Here is a 17,884-nt window from a genome sequence, read left to right as displayed (position 1 = left end):
TCTTGCAAACATTGTGTCTAAATTGTAAATTCTAGCACTCTAGATATGAGAGTGCTAATTTTGGAGAGACGGCCTTGCCCCAAAAAGTGGAGGCTGATATAATGAAACAGAAGAAAACCGCCCTGTGGGCGGATTCCCATGTATAAATATAAAAGGAGGAACCCCATTGAAGATCCTTGTGTACGGCCCCAAGGCCCGACTTTGCCGCCCAGCTGGGAGCAGAGCTGGTATTCTGCACTCTGGACCAGTCGCCCCGCCAGGCGGCGGCGGAAAACCCGGACGCCCAGGTGCTCTTTGACGACCCCATTGTGGACGTGGGCCGGGAGATCATCGACCTGCTGCCTAACCTGAAGCTCATCCAGTCGGAGGGCGTGGCCTTCAACCGCATTGACCTGGAGGCGGCCCGGGAAAAGGGGATCTTCGTGTGCAACAACAAGGGCTGCAACGCCGACTCCGTGGCCGAACACACCGTCATGCTCATGCTCATGGCCCTGCGCCACGGCATCACCGGCCACAATGCGGTGAAGGCCGGCCTCCAGGTGAAGATGAAAGAGGCGGTCATGGCCTCGGGCAGCCCGGAGCTGGGAGAGCAGACCGTGGGCCTGGTAGGCTTCGGCGACATCGCTCAGGCCACCGCCCGGCGGCTCAAGCCCTTTGGCTGCAAGATGTACTATTACAGTCTCCACCGCCGTTCCCCCGAGGTGGAGGCCGATTTCTGGGTGGAATACCTGCCCCTGGAGGAGTTGGCTGCCACCTGCGACATCCTCTCCCTCCACTGCGCCGTTAACGACCAGACCCGGAACATGGTGAACGCCGACTTGGTCGCCAAGATGAAGCCGGGTATCATTCTGGTGAACACCGCCCGGGGCGACCTGGTGGACAATCTGGCGGTGCGCCAGGGCCTGATCGATGGGCGCATCGGCGGCATCGCTATGGACACCCTGGCTCCCGAGCCCACCCCCGCTGACCACCCCTTGGTGGATCTGCCCGCGGAGATCGCCGACCGGGCGATCTACTCCCCCCACCTGGGCGGCAACACCGGCGGTTCCTTCCGCCGGGCGCATAACAATATGTGGAACAATGTGAAGCTTATCCAGGAGGGCAAGCGGCCTAATTTTGTGGTAAATGGGCTGTAATCATTCTTTTTAGAAGCAAAACCGCAGTCGGAGTAAACCGGCTACGGTTTTTTGTTTGGGGGAACCCTTGTTCCTTTTTGCTTGCCCAAAAAGGAACCAAAAAGGCACCAGGGGGCTTCCTTCGATGAACACCTGGCTTGCGCCGGTGTTCATAGGCGTCGCCCCCTGGACCCCCGTTTACGGGGGACGCCCTCCTGAGGATTTGGCATTTGCGTCCGGCGGCTCCGAATACAAGACCTTGCATTCTTCTTGCCCCGGGCCTTAGGCCCTACCAGACGGAAATTTAAGGTGTTCGCGCTGTACGGACACCGCCTACTCTGGCAGAACCGTGGCAGCCGGGCAATCGATGACGGCCGCACCAAACAGGTAGGCAGGCACCAGGCGGTGTATGATAGAAGCAACCCTTCACATATTTTGATGGCAAAAGGGCCTAAGGCCCGGGAGTAGAGGGGGGCACGGTCAAAACTTAGACCGCCGGAAGATACGAAAAACCCAAAGGGACACGCTCCCGTAACAGGGGGTCCGGGGGCCGACTCCCCCTGTCAGGGGGAGATGGCCCGAAGGGCCAGAGGGGGTAGGGACAAGGTGACTGTGAGCGCCCGCTGCGCGTAGGCGCTCACCGGAACCGTCCCCCGGAGGCGTTCAAGGTGAATTGCCCCGGAGGGGCAAGAGAGGGTGGCCTGGGCCATTGGTTACTTTGCCGCCGCGGGCAAAGTAACATCCGTCTGCTACCCTGCCCCGCAGGGCGGAACCCTCTCTCATAAGATTTTATATTTTCTTCGCAAAAACAGTCTTTCCCGCCAAAACCGTCTCAAAAACAGGAACTTTCGGCAGCTCCTGGGGAGAAACCGCAAACAAATCTCCATCCAGAATCACCAGATCCCCCTGCATCCCGGGCATCAGCCGCCCACGAACCTCCTCGTCCCGGCTCGCCCAGGCCGCCCGGGAGGTAAACAGGCTCAGTCCCTCCTCCAGAGACAGGGCCTGCTCCGGCAGGTAGGTGCGCTTCCCCGCACGGTCCTGGCGGGTGACGGCGGCGCGGAGGTTGTCCAGCACGTCAAAGGGTTCCACCGGGCAGTCGGAGCCACCGCTCACGGCCAGTCCCAGCTCCAGCATGGAGCGCCAGTTGTAGCACTCCCGGGCGCGCTTCTCCCCCACCCGCTGGGTAATGATGCCCATGTCCTCTTCAATAAAAATGGGCTGGATATAGGCCTGGAGGCCCAGAGCTTTCATCCGCGCCAGCAGAGCGGCATCGGTGATCTGGGCGTGGACTGCCCCGTGGCGGGCCTGAGGCCAGGGGTCCCGGGCCTGGACCGCTTCCACCGCCTGGCACAGCTGCTCCAAAGCCCCGTCCCCGATAACGTGGACGGCCACGTCCATCCGGGCTGTGTGGGCGGCCTCCACCAGCTGCTCCAGCTCGCTGGGCGTGTAGATGGCCATGCCCTTCCACTCCGGGTCGTCTGCATACCCCTCTCGAAGCAGGGCGGTGCGGGCGCCCAGAGAGCCGTCCTGGAGGAGTTTCCTCGGCCCGGTACGGAAGAGACTCTCCCGGTCCTGGGGATCCGACCGGACCGAAAGGAAGCGCTCAAAATCCGATGGAGCAAGCAGACACTGCTCGTATACCCGCAGCGTCAATTCTCCGTCCTGTTCCATCTCCCGGAACAAGCGGACCAGACGCACCGGGTCCATACCGGGCAGCACCTGGAGGTCGTCGGAGTGGACGCAGGTGAGGCCCTTGGCGTTGGCATCGGCTTGGCCTCTCCGGGTGAGGGACTTGACCTCTTCATCGGAGAGAGGGGGCACCACCTGCATGTAGAGGCGCATGGCCTCCTCCCGCAGCAGGCCCTGCTCAAAGTCTACCTTTTCCAGAACAGACTCCTCCACTCCGGTAAGAGTTTTCAGCCGCTCCAGCATGGGGGTGTTGCAGGCGGCCACGTGGGCGCAGCAGCGCAGCAGGCATACCGGAACTTCCCGGGAAATCTGATCCAGGTCGGCCCGGGTGGGCATGCGCTCCTCGGCCAGAGTCTCCTGGTTCCAGCCCATGCCCAGCAGATAAGAGGCCCCAGTCTGGGCCAGCTTGTCCCGCCCGCGGCGGATCATCTCTTGGATGGAAGGGACCCCTGCCAGAGGCAGGCTGTCCTGAAACAGAGCGTAGAGCAGCAGGTGCATGTGGGTGTCATGGAAACCGGGGAGCACCTGACGGCCCTCCAGGTCGGTTTTCTCGTCCCAGGGGAGTGCCAGGGCGTCCCGGTCGCTGCCCACAAAGACGATGGTGCCATCTTCTACGCCAATGGCCTGCTGCCGGTCTTTGCCGGGAACCATGGTGTCCACCTTGCCGTGATACCAGAGTCTGCGCATGAGAACTCCTCCATTTTCTTTTCTTAAACATATGATACGGCACGTTCCGCCAAAAATCCACCTGCTTTTTTCTTTCCGGCGGGAAATGCGGGCGGATGATATCCGCCCCTATGGGGTGCGGGAAAGCATAACAGGCCGATGGGGACATCGGCCCCTACAGAACAAAAAAAGCGGGAGCGACGCAGAACATCGCTCCCACAAACAGGTTGCTTACAGTCACAGAGGGGAAACGAAGTTTCCCAGAAAGTTCTTTTGCGTACTTTTCTTTCAAGAAAAGTACGTCAATTCTCGGAGTAGCGGGACAGGAACTGGCGGGTGCGCTCCTCCCGGGGATGCTCGATGACCTGCCGGGCCGGTCCTTTCTCCACGATGACGCCGCCGTCCATAAACATAACCTCGTCGGCCACATCCCGGGCAAAGGCCATCTCGTGGGTGACGATAATCATGGTGGTCTTCTGCTCGGCCAGGGAGCGAATCACTTTCAATACCTCCCCGGTGAGCTCCGGGTCCAGAGCGGAGGTGGGCTCGTCAAAGCACAGGATGTCGGGCTTCAGGGCCAGGGCGCGGGCGATGGCCACACGCTGCTGCTGTCCACCGGAGAGCTGACTGGGGTAGTGGTCGGCCCGGTCACTCAGGCCCATTTTGGCCAGCAGCTCCCGGCCCTCGGCCTGGATCTCCTCCAGAATGGCCTTCTTATTCTGCTTATATTCCGGCAGTTCCTGGCTGAGCAGCTCTTTGGCCAGGGTAACATTTTGCAGCGCCGTGTACTGGGGGAACAGGTTGAAGGACTGGAACACCAGACCAAAGTGGAGGCGCTTTTTCCGTATCTCGGTTTCCCGCTGAGTGGCAGGATCGCTGGCATCAAAAAGTACCGAGCCATTGACAGATATGGTCCCCTGGTTGGGTGTCTCCAAAAAGTTGAGGCAGCGCAGCAGAGTGGTTTTGCCGGAGCCGGAGGAGCCGATAATGGCCAGGGTCTGTCCCTGCTCCAGGGAGAAGCTGATGTCCTCCAATACCCGGGTGGGACCGAAATGCTTTTCAATATTGCATACGTCCAAAATTGCCATATTCGGTCCTCCTCATCACTGAAAGAATTCCATTTTCTTCTCCAGCTGGCCCAGCAACAACGTGACCACGCCGCTGAAGATCAGGTAGTACACAGCGGTAAAGAACAGGGGCCACACCAGGCCGGCGATGCCGGAGTTGCCCTTCATGAAAGACTCGCCCATCCAGATGACTTCCTGCAAAGCAATGACCCGGGCCAGGGAGGTATCCTTTACCAGGGTGATGATCTCGTTGGACATGGGAGGGACGATGCGCTTGATCATCTGCAGCAGGGTAATGTGGCGGAAGATCTGGAGCTTGGTCATGCCCAGCACCTGGCCCGCCTCCTGCTGGCCCTTGGGAACGCCCTGGATACCGCCCCGGTAGATCTCGGAGAAGTAGCAGGCGTAGTTAATGATAAAGGCCACGCACACGGCCAGCATCCGGCCTGACTCTCCGCTGGGCCAGCTGAACCACTTCTGCATACCGGGTACGTAGAACAGGGCAATGATCTGCAGCACCAGGGGGGTGCCGCGGATGATCCACACCAGCAGCCGGCATACCAGGCTGATGGGCTGCAGCCCCAGCAGCCAGTTGAGCAGGGGAGACATGCCGGGCTTCCGGAGAAACCCCAGCGGCGCCCAGCGGTTCATGGAACCGAAGCTGATGATAAGGCCCAGGGGCAGGGCTCCGATGAGGGTGATAAAGAACAGCTGCAGCGTCTTGAGAAAGCCGCTGTTCAGCGCCGCAAGCACAGTTTGGAATGTGCTGGAGGTGAAAAATTCGATCATGGTATCGTCCTCTCCGGGTGATGATGGTGGGGCAAAAGCCGCCGAAAGGCAGAGCGCGCATAAGACGCGCTCTGCCTCAGGTATGACTATGGGGAAGGAATCACTCCAGGATCACAGCATCCTGAAGGCCGTAGGTGGTGGCAGTCTCCAGCACGGTTCCGTCGGCCACCTTCTCAGCCCAGAAGGTATTGAAGGCGTCTACCAGGTCGGAGCCCTGGCGGAAGCCTACGCCGTACTCCTCAGACTCCAGACCCTGGGCGTCGTTGAGGTTGAGGCTGTAAACCAGGTCGGCATAGCTGGTGCCCTCGCCGGTCATCTCGGCGGCCATCAGCACGTCGATGACGGCGGCGTCAGAAGTGCCCGCGGAGACCTCCATCAGAGCGTTGGACTGAGCCTGGACGGGAACGGTGGTGGCGCCCAGAGCCAGGGCGGCATCCTCGCCGGCGGAGCCGGACTCCACGGCGATGTTCAGGCCCTCCAGAGAGGTGAGACCCTCGAAGTCAGCGGCCTTGTCGGCGGCATAAATCAGGGTCTGGTAGTTGGTGCAGTAGGGAACGGAGGTGCCCATAGCGGCCATGACGTCGTCGCTGAGGGTCATGCCGTTCCACACGCAGTCGATGGCCTTGGAGTTGAGCTCCTCCACCTTGTAATCCCAGGTGATCTCCTGGAACTCCACATTGACACCCAGGCTCTCGGCAAAGGCCTTGGCCATGTCGGCGTCAAAGCCGATCCACTCGTCGCTGCCTTCCTCTTTGTAGTCCATGGGGGCAAAGTAGGTGATACCAACCACCAGGGTGCCCTTATCCTTCACATACTGCATATCGCTGGTCTGGGTCTGGCTGGAGCTGCCAGAGCCGGAACCGCTGGTATTGTCAGAGCCGGAGCTGCTGCCGGAGGTATTGCCGCTGCTGGAGCAGGCGGCCAGGCTTGCGCACAGGGTCAGAGCCAGAGCAAGAGACAAAAACTTTTTCATAGTATGTATCCTCCCAAACATTGAAGTGAGAAAGAGAGGGGGAGCCCCCCTGTTGCTTTCACATTTTAGCACGCTAATGTGATGTTGTAAAGGGGAACTTCCATTCCCTCCCTGCTTTTTCTCTTTTGTATAAAATGTCTGAACTAACTTGGACTTGTTATGTAGAAGATAAACAAAATTAGGAATGATTCCTGGAAGCGGCGGCACAAGTGGGTCTGGAGCTGCATGGACCGCTTCCTTTTGCAGGAGAATAGAATGGGGGGCGGGACAACCGTCCCGCCCCTCTATTCTTTGGATGGAGGTTCTTACTTCATGCCGTTCTCATAGGACTCGATCATCTTCTTGACCATCTGGCCGCCCACAGAACCGGCCTGCTTGCTGGTCAGGTCGCCGTTGTAGCCCTGCTTCAGGTTCACGCCTACCTCGCTGGCAGCCTCCATCTTGAACTTGTTCATGGCTTCGCGGGCGTTGGGGACCATAGTACTCTTGTTACTGGACATGATTCGTCTCTCCTTTTTTTCTGTCTGTTTGTTGTGGATGTTTGATTCGGATGGAACATCCGCATCTATCTTTACCCAAACCAGCCTGGCTATGCGGAAAAGACGTTTCCTGATTTTGTTGTTTTTCCATGGCTTTCCATCGGTTAAAAAACGCACTGCTCCAGCACCGGCGGACAGGCCGATTGCTGGGGAGGCAGCAGGTTCATCACCGACACCTCGTAGGCGGTGCGCTCCTCACAGCGGTCGCCTAAATTTTTTGTGTACACCCGGCTCTGGAGCCGTCCCTCCAGCCCCAGCTTCTCCCCCACCTCCATCTGGCCGCACTGATAGGCCAGACTGCCCCAGGCGATGCAGGGCAGATAGTCGGAGCGGCCGTAGCGCCGGTTCACCGCCAGGATCATGTCGCAGATGGTGCGGCCCAGGGGGGTGCAGCGCAGACTGGGAGGCTTACATAGGGTGCCGGTACACACCAGGCGGTTCTGGTCCTCCCCCTGTTCCAGCAGCAGTTCCCGGACAAAGACGCTGATGACCAGGCGGCTGCCCACCCCGGTGCGGTTGTTGAAGGTGCGCACCTCTCCCCGTACCGTCAGTTCATCCCCCCGCTCCAGCCAGCCGTGCTGTTCCAGCAAAGGGCGGGAGATCACCGCGTTCACCTGGTCGGCGGCGCCGGACAGGCGGCTGACCAGCACAGGGACGGTAAAAAAATCCACGTCGTGGTTGTGGTGAGACAGAGCGGGGGGCTGGGCGGCCCGGCCGTGAAGAAGAATACGGTTTACGTCGGGGGAGGTCTGTTTCATGGCGGATCACACTCCTGAAAATCGTTTGTTCTTCCTCACTCTATGAACCGACCGGGCCGTGTATGTCCCAAAGCAGCAAAAAAGCGGCTCTCCCCAAGTGGGAGAGCCGCAAACATTGTGCATTTGTGGGGATCAGCGGCCAAATCCGCCGCCCCGGCCACCGCCGAAGCCACCGCCGCGGCCGCCGGAAAATCCACCGCCACGGCTGCCGCCGAAGCCGCCGCCGCGGCCGCCGGAGAACCCGCCGCCCCGGCTGCCAAAGCCGCCGCCGCGGGGACCGCTGGAGAATCCACCGCCCCGGGAGGAGCCGCCGCTGGGGCCATGGAAGCCGTTAAAGCCGCCGGGACCGCCCGGTCCGCCCGGACCTCTGGGACCTCCGGGGGGAGGAGGCGGAGGCCGCCGCCAGCGCCGCTGGTACCAGCCATAGCCGGGACCGTGCCAGAATAGGATAGGCCGGAATACATAGGGGGGATTGACCACCCCGTAATACCGCTGACGGTAGCTGGTATAGCGCAGGGAGTCCAGAATGGAGGCGATCACCACCAGGATGACCACCAGGGCGATCACGCTTATGATGGTGTCAGTTCTGCTGTTGTAGGACGAGCTGCCTTTGCTGAGATAGCCCAGGCCGTACTGGTCCACGTAGAATTCATTGACGCCGGTGAACAGCTTGACCACGCCGTCGCCGAACTTGCCCGCCATGGCGTCCTCATAGAGGTACTGATCCATGTAGGAGGACACCTGGCTGTCGGTCATGGGGTAGTCGGGACCTACCGCCAGGTAGCACTCGCCGGTGCTGGTGTTGATGACCAGGATGCCGTCGGCGGCAGCCAGCTCGATCTGGACGCCCAGGTCGTAGGCGTAGTCGTCGATCTTACCGTCAATGGAGGTGCGGGTGGCCACGGCGATGAGGCTGTCATACCGCTTGACCCAGTTGGCGTTGAAGAGACAGATCTGTTCCTCCTGCTGGTCGGTGAGTACGTTTGCCTGGTCGTCGATCCACTTGGTGTAGGCCGCCGTGGACAGGGAGGAATCCAGTCCGGTAGACTGGGCGGTCTCCTCCACCGGGTCGGCGCTGGCGGCGCGCCACTGGCCGATACCGATGGCGGCGGCGATCATAATGATGGTCAGGGCCACTGCCACCGAAGTTTTCTGGAAAAGTTTCATAGTCGGTTCCTTTCCGCTGTGCCGATTGCCGATTGTGAGGGAATTGGATTAACCACGAAGCTCCAACAGCTTCTGCTTCAGCTCGCCCTCGATGCGACCCAGCTCGGCCTCGGCCTCCTTGCGCTTCTGGCTGCCCTCGGTCTGGATCTTCATGACCTCATCCAGGGTGGAGATGAGCTGATTGTTGGTGTGCTGGAGGGTCTGGATGTCCACGATGGACTTCTCAGCCTCACGGGCGGCGTCGATGGTGCCCATTTTCAGCATGTCCGCGTTCTTTTGCAGCAGCTGGTTGGTCATGTTGGTGACGGCGGACTGGGCGGCCGTGGCCTGGCGGGAGTGCTCCAGCCCCAGGGCCAGCACCATCTGGCTCTTCCACAGGGGGATGGTGTTCACCAGGGAGGACTGGATTTTCTCCAGCATGAGGGTGTCGTTATTTTGCAGCAACCGGGTCTGGGGGCCCATCTGCACGGAGATCATGCGGGTGAGCTCCAGGTCGTGGATCTTCTTCTCAAAGCGGTTGCACAGGTTGGCAAAGTCGTTGTAGGCCTGGGCGTCCTCCTGGCTGCCGGAGGCGGCAGCCTTCTGCTTGAGCTGCTCCAGATCGTTGGCACGGAGATAATTGAGCCGCTTTTTGCCCGCAATGATATACATGGTGAGCTCTTTGTAGTACTTGGTGTTCAGCTCATACATCTGGTCCAGCATGGCGATGTCCTTCATCAGCACCACCTGATGAGACTCCAGCGCCCGGACGATCTTGTCCACATTGACCTCGGCCTTGGCGTAGCTGGCCTTCAGGGCCTCCAGGTCCTTGCGCTTCTTCTGGAAGAAGCCGAAGATACCCTTCTTCTCCTCTTCCTCCTCACCAAAGCCCTTCAGCTCCACCACCAGGTCGGACAGAGCCTGGCCTACCTCGCCCAGATCCTTGGTCTTGACGCTGTTCAGGGCGTTTTCCGAGAAGGCGGCGATGTTCTTCTGGGCGGCGGCACCGTACTGGAGCACCAGGTTGGAGTCGGTGACGTCGATCTTCTTGGCAAACTCGTCCACCATCTTTTTCTCGGCGTCGCTGAGCATGGACTCGTCCAGCTTGACGGCGTTGGCGTCCCGCTGGGCCTGGATGGCGGCGGCGTCAGGCTGGGGAGCCTGAGGTGCAGTGGGCTCCAAGGTGAGCTCGGGGGCCGCCTGGGCGGCGGTGGGCTCCAGGGTCAGTTCGGGAGCGGCAGCGGCCTGAGCGGCGGCGCCGGAGGGATCTAAGGTCAGCTCGGGGGTCAGGTTCAGTTCATCACTCATGACAGGTTCCTCCTAATCGATGGTAGAAGTAGGGTGTGTTTTTACAGCTCCAGGGTCACGTCGCTGTCCTGGCTCTTGGTGGTTTTCTTGCCTTCTCCCGCCAGACCCTCCTGGGCCAGCAGGTTTTCCATGACGGTGATATCGGTGGAGATGTCCATGGCCTCGGCGCCGAACAGGGCGTCCAGCTGCTTGTCAAAGGCCTGGACGATGGTGCCCATCATTCGCTCCACCCGCTGCTTGGTGGAGTCGATGTTGTCGCCGGACACTCCCATGGCGTCCATGCGGTCATATGCGTTGAGAATTTTCAGGGTGGTGGGCAGATAGTAGTCCAGGAAGCGGCGGATCTGGGGCAGCTTGGCGGGCTCCTTGATGACCTGGTCGATGATCTTGGAGGTGACCTCCTCCAGATGGTCGATCTGGGCGGAGATGGTCTCGTCCTCGATGCTGTCGTTGAGGCGGCGCATCTCACTCAGCGCCCGCTCCCGCTCCTTAATGAGGTTGTCGATCTCCGGGTTGCCGGTAGACTTGGGAGCCTCGGGCTTCTTCTCCTCTTTCTTCTCTTCCTTTTTCTTCTCTGCCTGGCCGGGCATCTGGTAGTGCTTGTCCGGGAAGATGGCCTTGCCCACCACAAAGGCGGCAATGGAGATCACCGCGCACAGCACATAGTCCATGGGCTGGCTCAGAGACAGGAAGAGGCCGAATACCAGCCAAACCACACCCACCAGATAAATGGGGATCGTGGAGCGTTTTACATGTTTTGCCATTGTACAATTCCTCCATAGCACGGGGAAAAATAGGGGTTCTTATGGTGCCCATTGTACCCTTAGGGGGCTGGAGGTGTCAAGGGATTTGCCCCGACCCGTAGGGATTTCCCGGAAAAGAGAAGGGAAAGTTTCGGTGGTATTTTACCCCTCCATTGACTTTATTCCACATTTTCGATATGATTGCAAATATAAAATTCCCGGACCGCGCCCCGGCGAGGCCCTTGGGGCAGTAAAGGAGACCAAATATGCTCACCCTGGAACAATTCAAAGCAGCCCGATCCGTCCTGCGCGGCGTCATCCGGGACACCAGCCTGATCCACTCTACCGCCCTGTCCAAGTCCACGGGGCACAATGTGTATTTAAAACCGGAAAATATGCAGGTGACCGGCGCATACAAAATCCGCGGCGCCTACTATAAAATCAGCACCCTCTCTCAGGAGGAGAAGGAGCGGGGGCTCATTACCGCCTCCGCGGGCAACCACGCCCAGGGTCTGGCCTACGCCGCCCAGGCCGCCGGAGTGCCCGCCACCATCGTCATGCCCACCACCACCCCCCTGGTGAAGGTAAACAACACCAAGGACTACGGGGCCAAGGTCATCCTCCACGGGGAGGTCTTTGACGAGGCCGCCGCTCTGGCCGCTCAGCTCTCCGAGGAGAAGGGCCTCACCTATGTCCACCCCTTCAACGATCTGGGCGTGGCCACCGGACAGGGCACCATCGCCTATGAGATCTTCCAGGACCTGCCCGACGTGGACGTGATCCTGGTGCCCATCGGCGGCGGCGGACTGGCCGCCGGTGTGTCCACCCTGGCCAAGCTGTTAAACCCCAATGTCACCGTCATCGGTGTGGAGCCGGAAGGTGCGGCCTCCATGAAGGCCAGCCTGGAGGCGGGCCACGTGGTCACCCTGCCCACCGCCAACACCATTGCCGACGGCGTAGCGGTGAAGACCCCGGGCGATCTGGTCTTCCCCTATGTACAGAACAATGTGGACCACATCATCACCATTCCCGACACCGAGCTGGTGGACGCCTTCCTGGATATCATGGAAAAGCACAAGATGGTGGTGGAAAATGCCGGCCTGCTCACCGTGGCCGCCCTCAAGCGCATCCAGGGCAAGGGCCTGAACGTGGTGTCCGTCCTCTCCGGCGGCAATATGGACGTCATCACCATGGCCTCTCTGGTGCAGCACGGTCTCATCAACCGGGGCCGCATCTTCACCTTTTCCGTCCTGCTGCCCGACCGTCCCGGCGAGCTGATGCGAGTGTCCGGCCTGCTGGCTCAGGACAACGGCAACATCATCAAGCTGGAGCACAACCAGTTTGTCAACATCAACCGGCAGAACGGTGTGGAGCTGAAGGTCACGCTGGAGGCCTTCGGTCAGGACCACAAGAAGCAGATTCTGGATCATTTGGTTCAGGCGGGGTATCAGGTGAAGGAAGTCGATACTGCGGACTTCTATAATTAAAGAAGGGTTCCGCCCTGCGGGGGGAGACGATGTGCCTTTCTGAGCGATCAGAAAGGCACGAAAGAATCGCCGGGGGACGGCTCCGATGAGCGCCTCCGCGCAGCGGGCGCTCATAGTCCCCTTTCCCCCGGACCCCCAATTTACGGGGGTGGGTCCCTTTGGGCGGTCGGTTCGTTCCGGCGGTCCTAAGCTTTGACCTTGCTGATTTCTACTCCCGGGCCTTAGGCCCTTTTGCCATCAAAATTTGCAGGCATTTGCATTCTAATGTACACCGCCTGGTGCGTCCCTACCTGTTTGGTGCGGCGATGGTCGGGCGGGCCGATGAGCTACTAGCCCCTATCAAAGACGTTAGGCGAGAATTGGCAGTTTTTATTTCCTGCCACTCTCCCCCTACGGGCGCAGAAGGGAAGCGAAGCTTCCCAGGAAGTTCTTTGCCAAGCTTTCTTTCAAGAAAGCGGGGCCGCCCGACGGGACACAAGGTCCCATCGGGCGGGTATTCAAAAGCGGCGGGCCGCCGGGCCGGGGAGGTCCGGCAGTGGGGCCGTGGGCACGGCCTGGAGCGAGTATAGCAGCCCGGCGGCGCCCCGGGAGGACGGCCGCCCTCCCTCTCCGCCTGTCATCCTATGCAGCGGGTTCCTGGCCGGTCCCGCCAGTATTTGAAAGTGAGGAATCGTCATGATCAAGATCGCCCCCTCTATTCTCTCCGCCGATTTTGTCAACCTGGAACGGGACATTAAAAAGGTGTCCTCCGCCGATTACCTCCACGTGGACGTGATGGACGGCTGCTTTGTGCCCAACATCACCATCGGCGTCCCGGTGGTCAAGTCCATCCGCAAGTGCACCGACATGTTCCTGGATGTGCACCTGATGATCGACAAGCCCCTGCGCTACATCGAGGACTTTGCCAAGGCGGGAGCAGACCTGCTGTCCATCCACCTGGAGGCCGACCACCCCACCCGCATCGCCGAGGCTCTCAAGGTCATGGGTGAGTGCGGCGTGAAGAAGGCGGTGGCCCTGCGGCCCATCACCTCGGCCAATGCCATCCTGCCCTACATCGAGGAGCTGGACATGGTGCTGGTAATGACGGTGGAGCCCGGCTTCGGCGGCCAGGCCTTTATGGAGTCCCAGCTGGACACCATTCGCCAGGTGCGCGCCATCATCGAAAAGTACAACCCGGCCTGTGAGCTGGAGGTAGACGGCGGCATCGCTCCCAAGACCGCGCCCCTGGTGGTGGAGGCGGGCGCCAACGTGCTGGTGGCCGGCTCCGCCGTGTACGGCAAGGAGGACATCCCCGCCGCCATTGCCGCTCTTCGGGTATAAATAGGTTGATTTAGGGGAAAACGAAGTTTTTCCCAAGTTCTTTTCGTCCTTTTCTTTTTCGAACAGGACAAGGAGGTTTTTTCTATTATGCAGTACTTCCCCCCCGCTCTGGAAAATCTGGTGGAGCAGTTTGCCAAGCTGCCCGGTGTGGGCGTGAAATCGGCCCAGCGGCTGGCCTTCCACGTGCTGTCCATGCCTGAGGATGAGGCGGCTGCCTTTGCCCAGGCCATCCTGACCGCCAAATCCACCATCCACTGCTGCCCGGTGTGCCAGAACCTGACCCAGGGCGAGGGACCCTGCTCCATCTGCTCCAGTCCCCGGCGGGACGCCTCCACCATCTGCGTGGTGGCCGACCCTAAGGACGTGGTGGCCATGGAGCGCTCCCGGGAGTACCAGGGGCTCTACCACGTGCTCCACGGGGTCATCTCCCCCATGAACCACGTGGGACCCGACGACCTGCACATCAAATCCCTGGTGGAACGGGTGTCCGCCGGGGGTGTGGACGAGGTCATCATGGCCACCAACCCCGACACCGAGGGAGAGGCCACGGCCATGTACCTGTCCCGGCTGCTGCGTCCCTTTGGCGTGAAGGTGACGCGGCTGGCCTACGGCATCCCGGTGGGCAGCCACCTGGAGTATGCCGACGACGCCACCCTCATGAGGGCTCTGGAGGGGCGGCGGGAAATGTGAGAGAGAAGAAGGAATATTCGTGCGAGCACTCCCGAAACCGACTAAACTCACCGTCCGGTATCTGCGGTCGGTGACCTTTCGACTGGTCGTCTTTCTGTTTGTGGCGGCCCTGTTCCTGTGGGCTCCGGATTGGCCGGATTTCACCGCCGGAAAGCCCTTGACCGTACCACTTGTGCTGCTGTGGCTGGCGGTGGCGTGCTCCATGCTGGCCCAGCTCAACCCCAAAAGCGCCCTGACCGCCGGGTGTATGAAGCAATACCCCAACCGCTTTGACCCCGTGGCCAACTACTCCCGCCAATCCCTCAAGGAGGCGGTGCGGCAGCAGAACCGGGGCGCGGTAAAGGTAGCCGCGGTGTGGCTGGCGGGCAACCTGGTGTTTGGAATCCTCTACTGGCGCAGGACCATCGGCGTGGCGGAGCTGGTGCTGCTGTGTGCCTTTTACTACCTCAGCGACCTCATTTGCGTGCTGTTCTTCTGCCCCTTCCAGACCTTTTTGATGGGCAACCGGTGCTGCGTCAACTGCCGCATCTTTGCCTGGGGGTCCTGGATGATGGCCACCCCCATGGCCTTTGTTCCCCACTGGTTCTCCTGGAGCCTGGTGGGATTGGGGCTGGTGGTGCTGGTGGTGTGGGAGGTGCGGTTTCGCCGCTACCCGGAGCGGTTCTGGTTCGGCTCCAACAAGCTGCTCCAGTGCGCCCACTGCCAGGAACAGCTGTGCCGGTATAAATTTCCGCGTTCTCCCCGCTTTCGCGGGTAAACAATAAGGTGGAACAGCGTTGGCTGCTCCACCTTATTTTTTTCACAATCGGATGGGTACCGACTTTCCCATTGTCAGCGACTGGGGCGTAACGGCACAGTCCATGGCCAGAATTTCCACCCCTGCCTGGGCCGCCCGGCGCAGGGCCTGCCCAAACTCGGGATGGGTCACATCGTTGGGGGCAAACCAGCGCACGTTTTCCATTTGGATAACAAAGCACACCGCCGACTCGTAGCCCGCCTCCCGGGCCTTCACCAGCTCGTCCAGATGCTTCACCCCCCGCAGGGTGGGGGCGTCGGGGAAGCGGACCACGCTGTCCTCCTCCAGCGTGACCCCTTTGACCTCCACAAAACCCCGGCTTTTTGATGACTCCCAGTAAAAATCAAACCGGGAACTCCCATATGTAGTCTCCGGACGCAGCAACGTCAGCCCCTCCCGGAAGCCCCCTGCCGCCGCCCACTCCCCAAACACCTTGTTTGGGGCCTGAGCGTCCATATTGATGAGCCGGTCCCCTTTTTCCACCGCAATGAGGTCAAATTTGGTCTTGCGGGACGGATTTGGGCTCTCCTCCAGCCAGACGGTGGCTCCGGGTACCAGCAGTTCCCAGCAGCGCCCGGTATTTTTTACGTGGCAAACAAGCTCCTCGCCCTCCGCTTCCACCCGGGCCACAAAGCGGTTGGGCCGGGAGAGAAAGCGGGCCGGGAGGATTTTACCATACTGCATCTTGTGTTCCTCCGCCGTTTTCTGGTATGATATAAGATAAGCGTCCGGTCAAAGCGAGGGCCGGACCCAAATTGAGTATAACCCAGGACCGCCGCCGGGGCAAGTCCCCGGGACCGGTCGGGATAGGAGGAAGCTGTATTATGCCTGAAGCAAAAAAGCCTGCCATTGATCTGCAGAAGATTTCCAACCCCCAGCTTGTGGAGGCTCTGGCCACCCTCCACAAAGAGAATACCCCCCTCAATCAGGGTAAGGTGCTGGACCTGGTGCTCCACCACGCGTCCTTCCTGGCCCCGGTGATTTTGGCTCCTGTGCCCAAGGGAAGCAATGTGCCTCCCCAGCTCCAGGGCAAGACCGCCATCCAGTTCCAGCTCATCACCACCAAGGACGGCCGCCCCTTCTTCCCCGCCTTTACCGACTGGGAGGAGCTGCGCAAGTTCAGCAAGCTCAAGGAGCAGCGGGTGGTCATGCTCCGCTTTGACAACTACGCCGAGATGGTCCTCAAGGACGACCGCACCGCCGGTATGGTGATCAATCCCCTGGGCCTGAGCCTCACCCTGGACCGCAAGAGCCTGGAGAACATGGCCCGGAAGAAGGCCGAGCTGGCCCGGGGCTATGCCGAGGAGCAGGTGGAGAAGGACACCCAGGTGATGGTGGGCGACCCGGAAGAGGAGCCTGAGGAGCTGCTGGATGCGGTGTGCGAGCTGGCCGAGAAGCGGGAAGAGATCCAGCGCCTGTGGCTGCGGGAGATGGTGCGCCAGGACGGCATGAAGCGCTATATCATCGTGGTGGACCACACCGGCGAGCAGGCTGAGGTCTTCCAGGCCATCGCCCAGGCTGCCGCTCCCCACTTCGGCAAGCTGCCGGTGGATATGATCCCCTACGGCACCGGCTTTGCCGACGCCGCCACCGAGGACGCCATGCCCTTCTACGTCCGGGGAGAATAAAAAAGGACCGCAAGTGCGGTCCAGAGAATGTTACAGGGCGCCCAGCTCCCGGATGGTGTCCTGAATGGTCTTTTGGGGCAGATAGACGGCCGCCATTTCGCTCAGCTGAGCCAGCGTGAGAGAGCCGGCCGCCTTGGCCATGGGGTGCTTGAGATAGGGGCCGAACCGGCGCTGAAGCACTGCCTTGGCCTTGGGGTCGGCCATGAGCTGGGAGAGCGTGATCTGATTGCGCTTGAGATCCATATATGTTCACCTCTTCCCCATCTTATGCGCCCCGGGGAAAAAGGTTCGTCGCTTGTTAGCAAGGAGGTCCATCATGGGACGCAAGAAAAAATCCAACTTTTTGGTCTCCGCCCACCACACCCTGCGAAAAAAGAGTGTGGTGGCCGCGGTGTACATCGTGCTGCGGCTGCTGGTGATCCTGATGATGGTGGCACAGTTCTTCAACGGCAACTTTGAAAACGTCTTTCTGTGTATACTGACGCTGATTCTCTTTCTGCTGCCCACCATTTTTGAAAAGAGCCTGCAAATTGACCTGCCCAACGCGTTGGAGATCATCATTTTGCTGTTTATCTTCGCCGCGGAAATTTTGGGCGAGATCCGGGCCTTTTACACCACCTTTGCCTACTGGGACACCATGCTGCACACCATCAACGGCTTCCTGTGCGCCGCCATCGGCTTCTCCCTGGTGGACATGTGCAACCGCAACAAGCGAGTCTCTCTGTCCCTCTCTCCGGTGTACATGGCCATCGTGGCCTTCTGCTTCTCCATGACCATCGGCGTGCTGTGGGAGTTTTTTGAGTGCACCATGGACCAGTTCTTCCTGCTGGACATGCAGAAGGACACGGTGGTGAACGTCATCTCCTCGGTGAACCTGGATCCCACCGGCGGAAACACCCCGATAGCCATCAAGGGCATCACCGATGTGATCGTGGTGTGCGGGGATGAGCAGATCCCTCTGGGTGTGGGAGGCTATCTGGATATTGGCATCCTGGACACCATGAAGGACCTGTGGGTCAACTTCATCGGTGCGGTGGTCTTTTCCATTGTGGGCTATTTTTACGTAAAAAGCCGGGGCAAGGGCTGGTTTGCCCGCAACTTTATTCCCCAGGTGCTGCCCGAGGACGAAACTTCCAACCCTCAGGAATAACCTGCGGAAAAGAGTGC

Annotated in this window: 18 protein-coding genes; 7 read left to right on the top strand and 11 right to left on the bottom strand. The window is 60.2% G+C overall.

Going from position 1 to position 17,884, the window contains the following annotated elements; genetic code table 11:
- The first annotated feature begins 176 nt into the window (after window positions 1-176).
- Window positions 177-1,136: a 2-hydroxyacid dehydrogenase gene (locus ACEVJL_RS10170; protein WP_374737777.1), complete on the top strand. Its 960-nt coding sequence runs from the start codon at window positions 177-179 to the stop codon at window positions 1,134-1,136.
- Between the two features lie 768 nt (window positions 1,137-1,904).
- On the opposite strand, the gene ACEVJL_RS10165 is transcribed toward ACEVJL_RS10170, so the two are convergent.
- The 9 genes from ACEVJL_RS10165 to ACEVJL_RS10125 form a co-directional block, all read right to left on the bottom strand.
- Window positions 1,905-3,494, bottom strand: a complete 1,590-nt coding sequence (locus ACEVJL_RS10165) for an amidohydrolase (RefSeq protein ID WP_374737776.1) — start codon at window positions 3,492-3,494, stop codon at window positions 1,905-1,907.
- Between the two features lie 281 nt (window positions 3,495-3,775).
- Window positions 3,776-4,561, bottom strand: a complete 786-nt coding sequence (locus ACEVJL_RS10160; protein ID WP_374737775.1) for an amino acid ABC transporter ATP-binding protein — start codon at window positions 4,559-4,561, stop codon at window positions 3,776-3,778.
- 15 nt (window positions 4,562-4,576) lie between these two features.
- A complete protein-coding gene (locus ACEVJL_RS10155) occupies window positions 4,577-5,329 on the bottom strand; it encodes an amino acid ABC transporter permease (protein WP_110442422.1) in 753 nt (250 codons plus the stop codon).
- Between the two features lie 100 nt (window positions 5,330-5,429).
- Window positions 5,430-6,302: a transporter substrate-binding domain-containing protein gene (locus tag ACEVJL_RS10150; RefSeq protein WP_302668739.1), complete on the bottom strand. Its 873-nt coding sequence runs from the start codon at window positions 6,300-6,302 to the stop codon at window positions 5,430-5,432.
- Window positions 6,303-6,607: 305 nt separating this feature from the next.
- Window positions 6,608-6,802 carry an alpha/beta-type small acid-soluble spore protein gene (locus ACEVJL_RS10145; protein WP_008982403.1) on the bottom strand — a complete coding sequence of 65 codons (195 nt, stop codon included), beginning with the start codon at window positions 6,800-6,802 and terminating at the stop codon, window positions 6,608-6,610.
- A gap of 143 nt (window positions 6,803-6,945) precedes the next feature.
- Window positions 6,946-7,599 carry a single-stranded DNA-binding protein gene (locus tag ACEVJL_RS10140; RefSeq protein ID WP_008982404.1) on the bottom strand — a complete coding sequence of 218 codons (654 nt, stop codon included), beginning with the start codon at window positions 7,597-7,599 and terminating at the stop codon, window positions 6,946-6,948.
- A gap of 132 nt (window positions 7,600-7,731) precedes the next feature.
- Window positions 7,732-8,766, bottom strand: a complete 1,035-nt coding sequence (locus ACEVJL_RS10135) for a TPM domain-containing protein (RefSeq protein WP_235396454.1) — start codon at window positions 8,764-8,766, stop codon at window positions 7,732-7,734.
- 48 nt (window positions 8,767-8,814) lie between these two features.
- Entirely contained in the window at window positions 8,815-10,053 is a 1,239-nt protein-coding gene (locus ACEVJL_RS10130) for a toxic anion resistance protein (protein ID WP_374737774.1), read from the bottom strand.
- Between the two features lie 41 nt (window positions 10,054-10,094).
- Window positions 10,095-10,817, bottom strand: coding sequence for a 5-bromo-4-chloroindolyl phosphate hydrolysis family protein (locus ACEVJL_RS10125; protein WP_374737773.1), 723 nt, complete (start codon window positions 10,815-10,817; stop codon window positions 10,095-10,097).
- 245 nt (window positions 10,818-11,062) lie between these two features.
- On the opposite strand from ACEVJL_RS10125, the gene ilvA reads away from it, so the two are divergent.
- The 4 genes from ilvA to ACEVJL_RS10105 all read left to right on the top strand — a co-directional run bounded on the left by ilvA (window position 11,063) and on the right by ACEVJL_RS10105 (window position 15,050).
- Window positions 11,063-12,283: a threonine ammonia-lyase gene (gene ilvA, locus ACEVJL_RS10120; RefSeq protein ID WP_374737772.1), complete on the top strand. Its 1,221-nt coding sequence runs from the start codon at window positions 11,063-11,065 to the stop codon at window positions 12,281-12,283.
- Between the two features lie 675 nt (window positions 12,284-12,958).
- Complete coding sequence (rpe, locus tag ACEVJL_RS10115; RefSeq protein ID WP_302668744.1) at window positions 12,959-13,603, top strand: ribulose-phosphate 3-epimerase; 645 nt, start codon at window positions 12,959-12,961, stop codon at window positions 13,601-13,603.
- 87 nt (window positions 13,604-13,690) lie between these two features.
- Entirely contained in the window at window positions 13,691-14,293 is a 603-nt protein-coding gene (gene recR, locus ACEVJL_RS10110; RefSeq protein ID WP_008982413.1) for a recombination mediator RecR, read from the top strand.
- A gap of 19 nt (window positions 14,294-14,312) precedes the next feature.
- A complete protein-coding gene (locus ACEVJL_RS10105; protein WP_374737771.1) occupies window positions 14,313-15,050 on the top strand; it encodes a hypothetical protein in 738 nt (245 codons plus the stop codon).
- Window positions 15,051-15,092: 42 nt separating this feature from the next.
- Here the strand turns inward: ACEVJL_RS10105 and sfsA are convergent, their stop codons facing one another.
- Window positions 15,093-15,773 (bottom strand): DNA/RNA nuclease SfsA, encoded by a 681-nt coding sequence (gene sfsA, locus ACEVJL_RS10100; protein WP_374737770.1) that lies wholly within the window; start codon window positions 15,771-15,773, stop codon window positions 15,093-15,095.
- Window positions 15,774-15,913: 140 nt separating this feature from the next.
- On the opposite strand from sfsA, the gene ACEVJL_RS10095 reads away from it, so the two are divergent.
- A complete protein-coding gene (locus tag ACEVJL_RS10095; RefSeq protein WP_008982416.1) occupies window positions 15,914-16,717 on the top strand; it encodes an enhanced serine sensitivity protein SseB C-terminal domain-containing protein in 804 nt (267 codons plus the stop codon).
- A gap of 30 nt (window positions 16,718-16,747) precedes the next feature.
- Here ACEVJL_RS10095 and ACEVJL_RS10090 read toward each other — a convergent pair whose 3' ends face one another.
- Window positions 16,748-16,960, bottom strand: coding sequence for a hypothetical protein (locus ACEVJL_RS10090; protein WP_008982417.1), 213 nt, complete (start codon window positions 16,958-16,960; stop codon window positions 16,748-16,750).
- Between the two features lie 73 nt (window positions 16,961-17,033).
- On the opposite strand from ACEVJL_RS10090, the gene ACEVJL_RS10085 reads away from it, so the two are divergent.
- Entirely contained in the window at window positions 17,034-17,867 is an 834-nt protein-coding gene (locus ACEVJL_RS10085) for a DUF2238 domain-containing protein (RefSeq protein ID WP_302668748.1), read from the top strand.
- Window positions 17,868-17,884: the final 17 nt, after the last annotated feature.

Source organism: Flintibacter porci (genome assembly GCF_041925195.1).
Classification (GTDB): Bacteria; Bacillota; Clostridia; order Oscillospirales; family Oscillospiraceae; genus Lawsonibacter; species Lawsonibacter porci.
The sequence above is the reverse complement of the archived record's forward strand: the minus strand, read 5'-3'. Positions and strand labels throughout refer to the sequence as shown.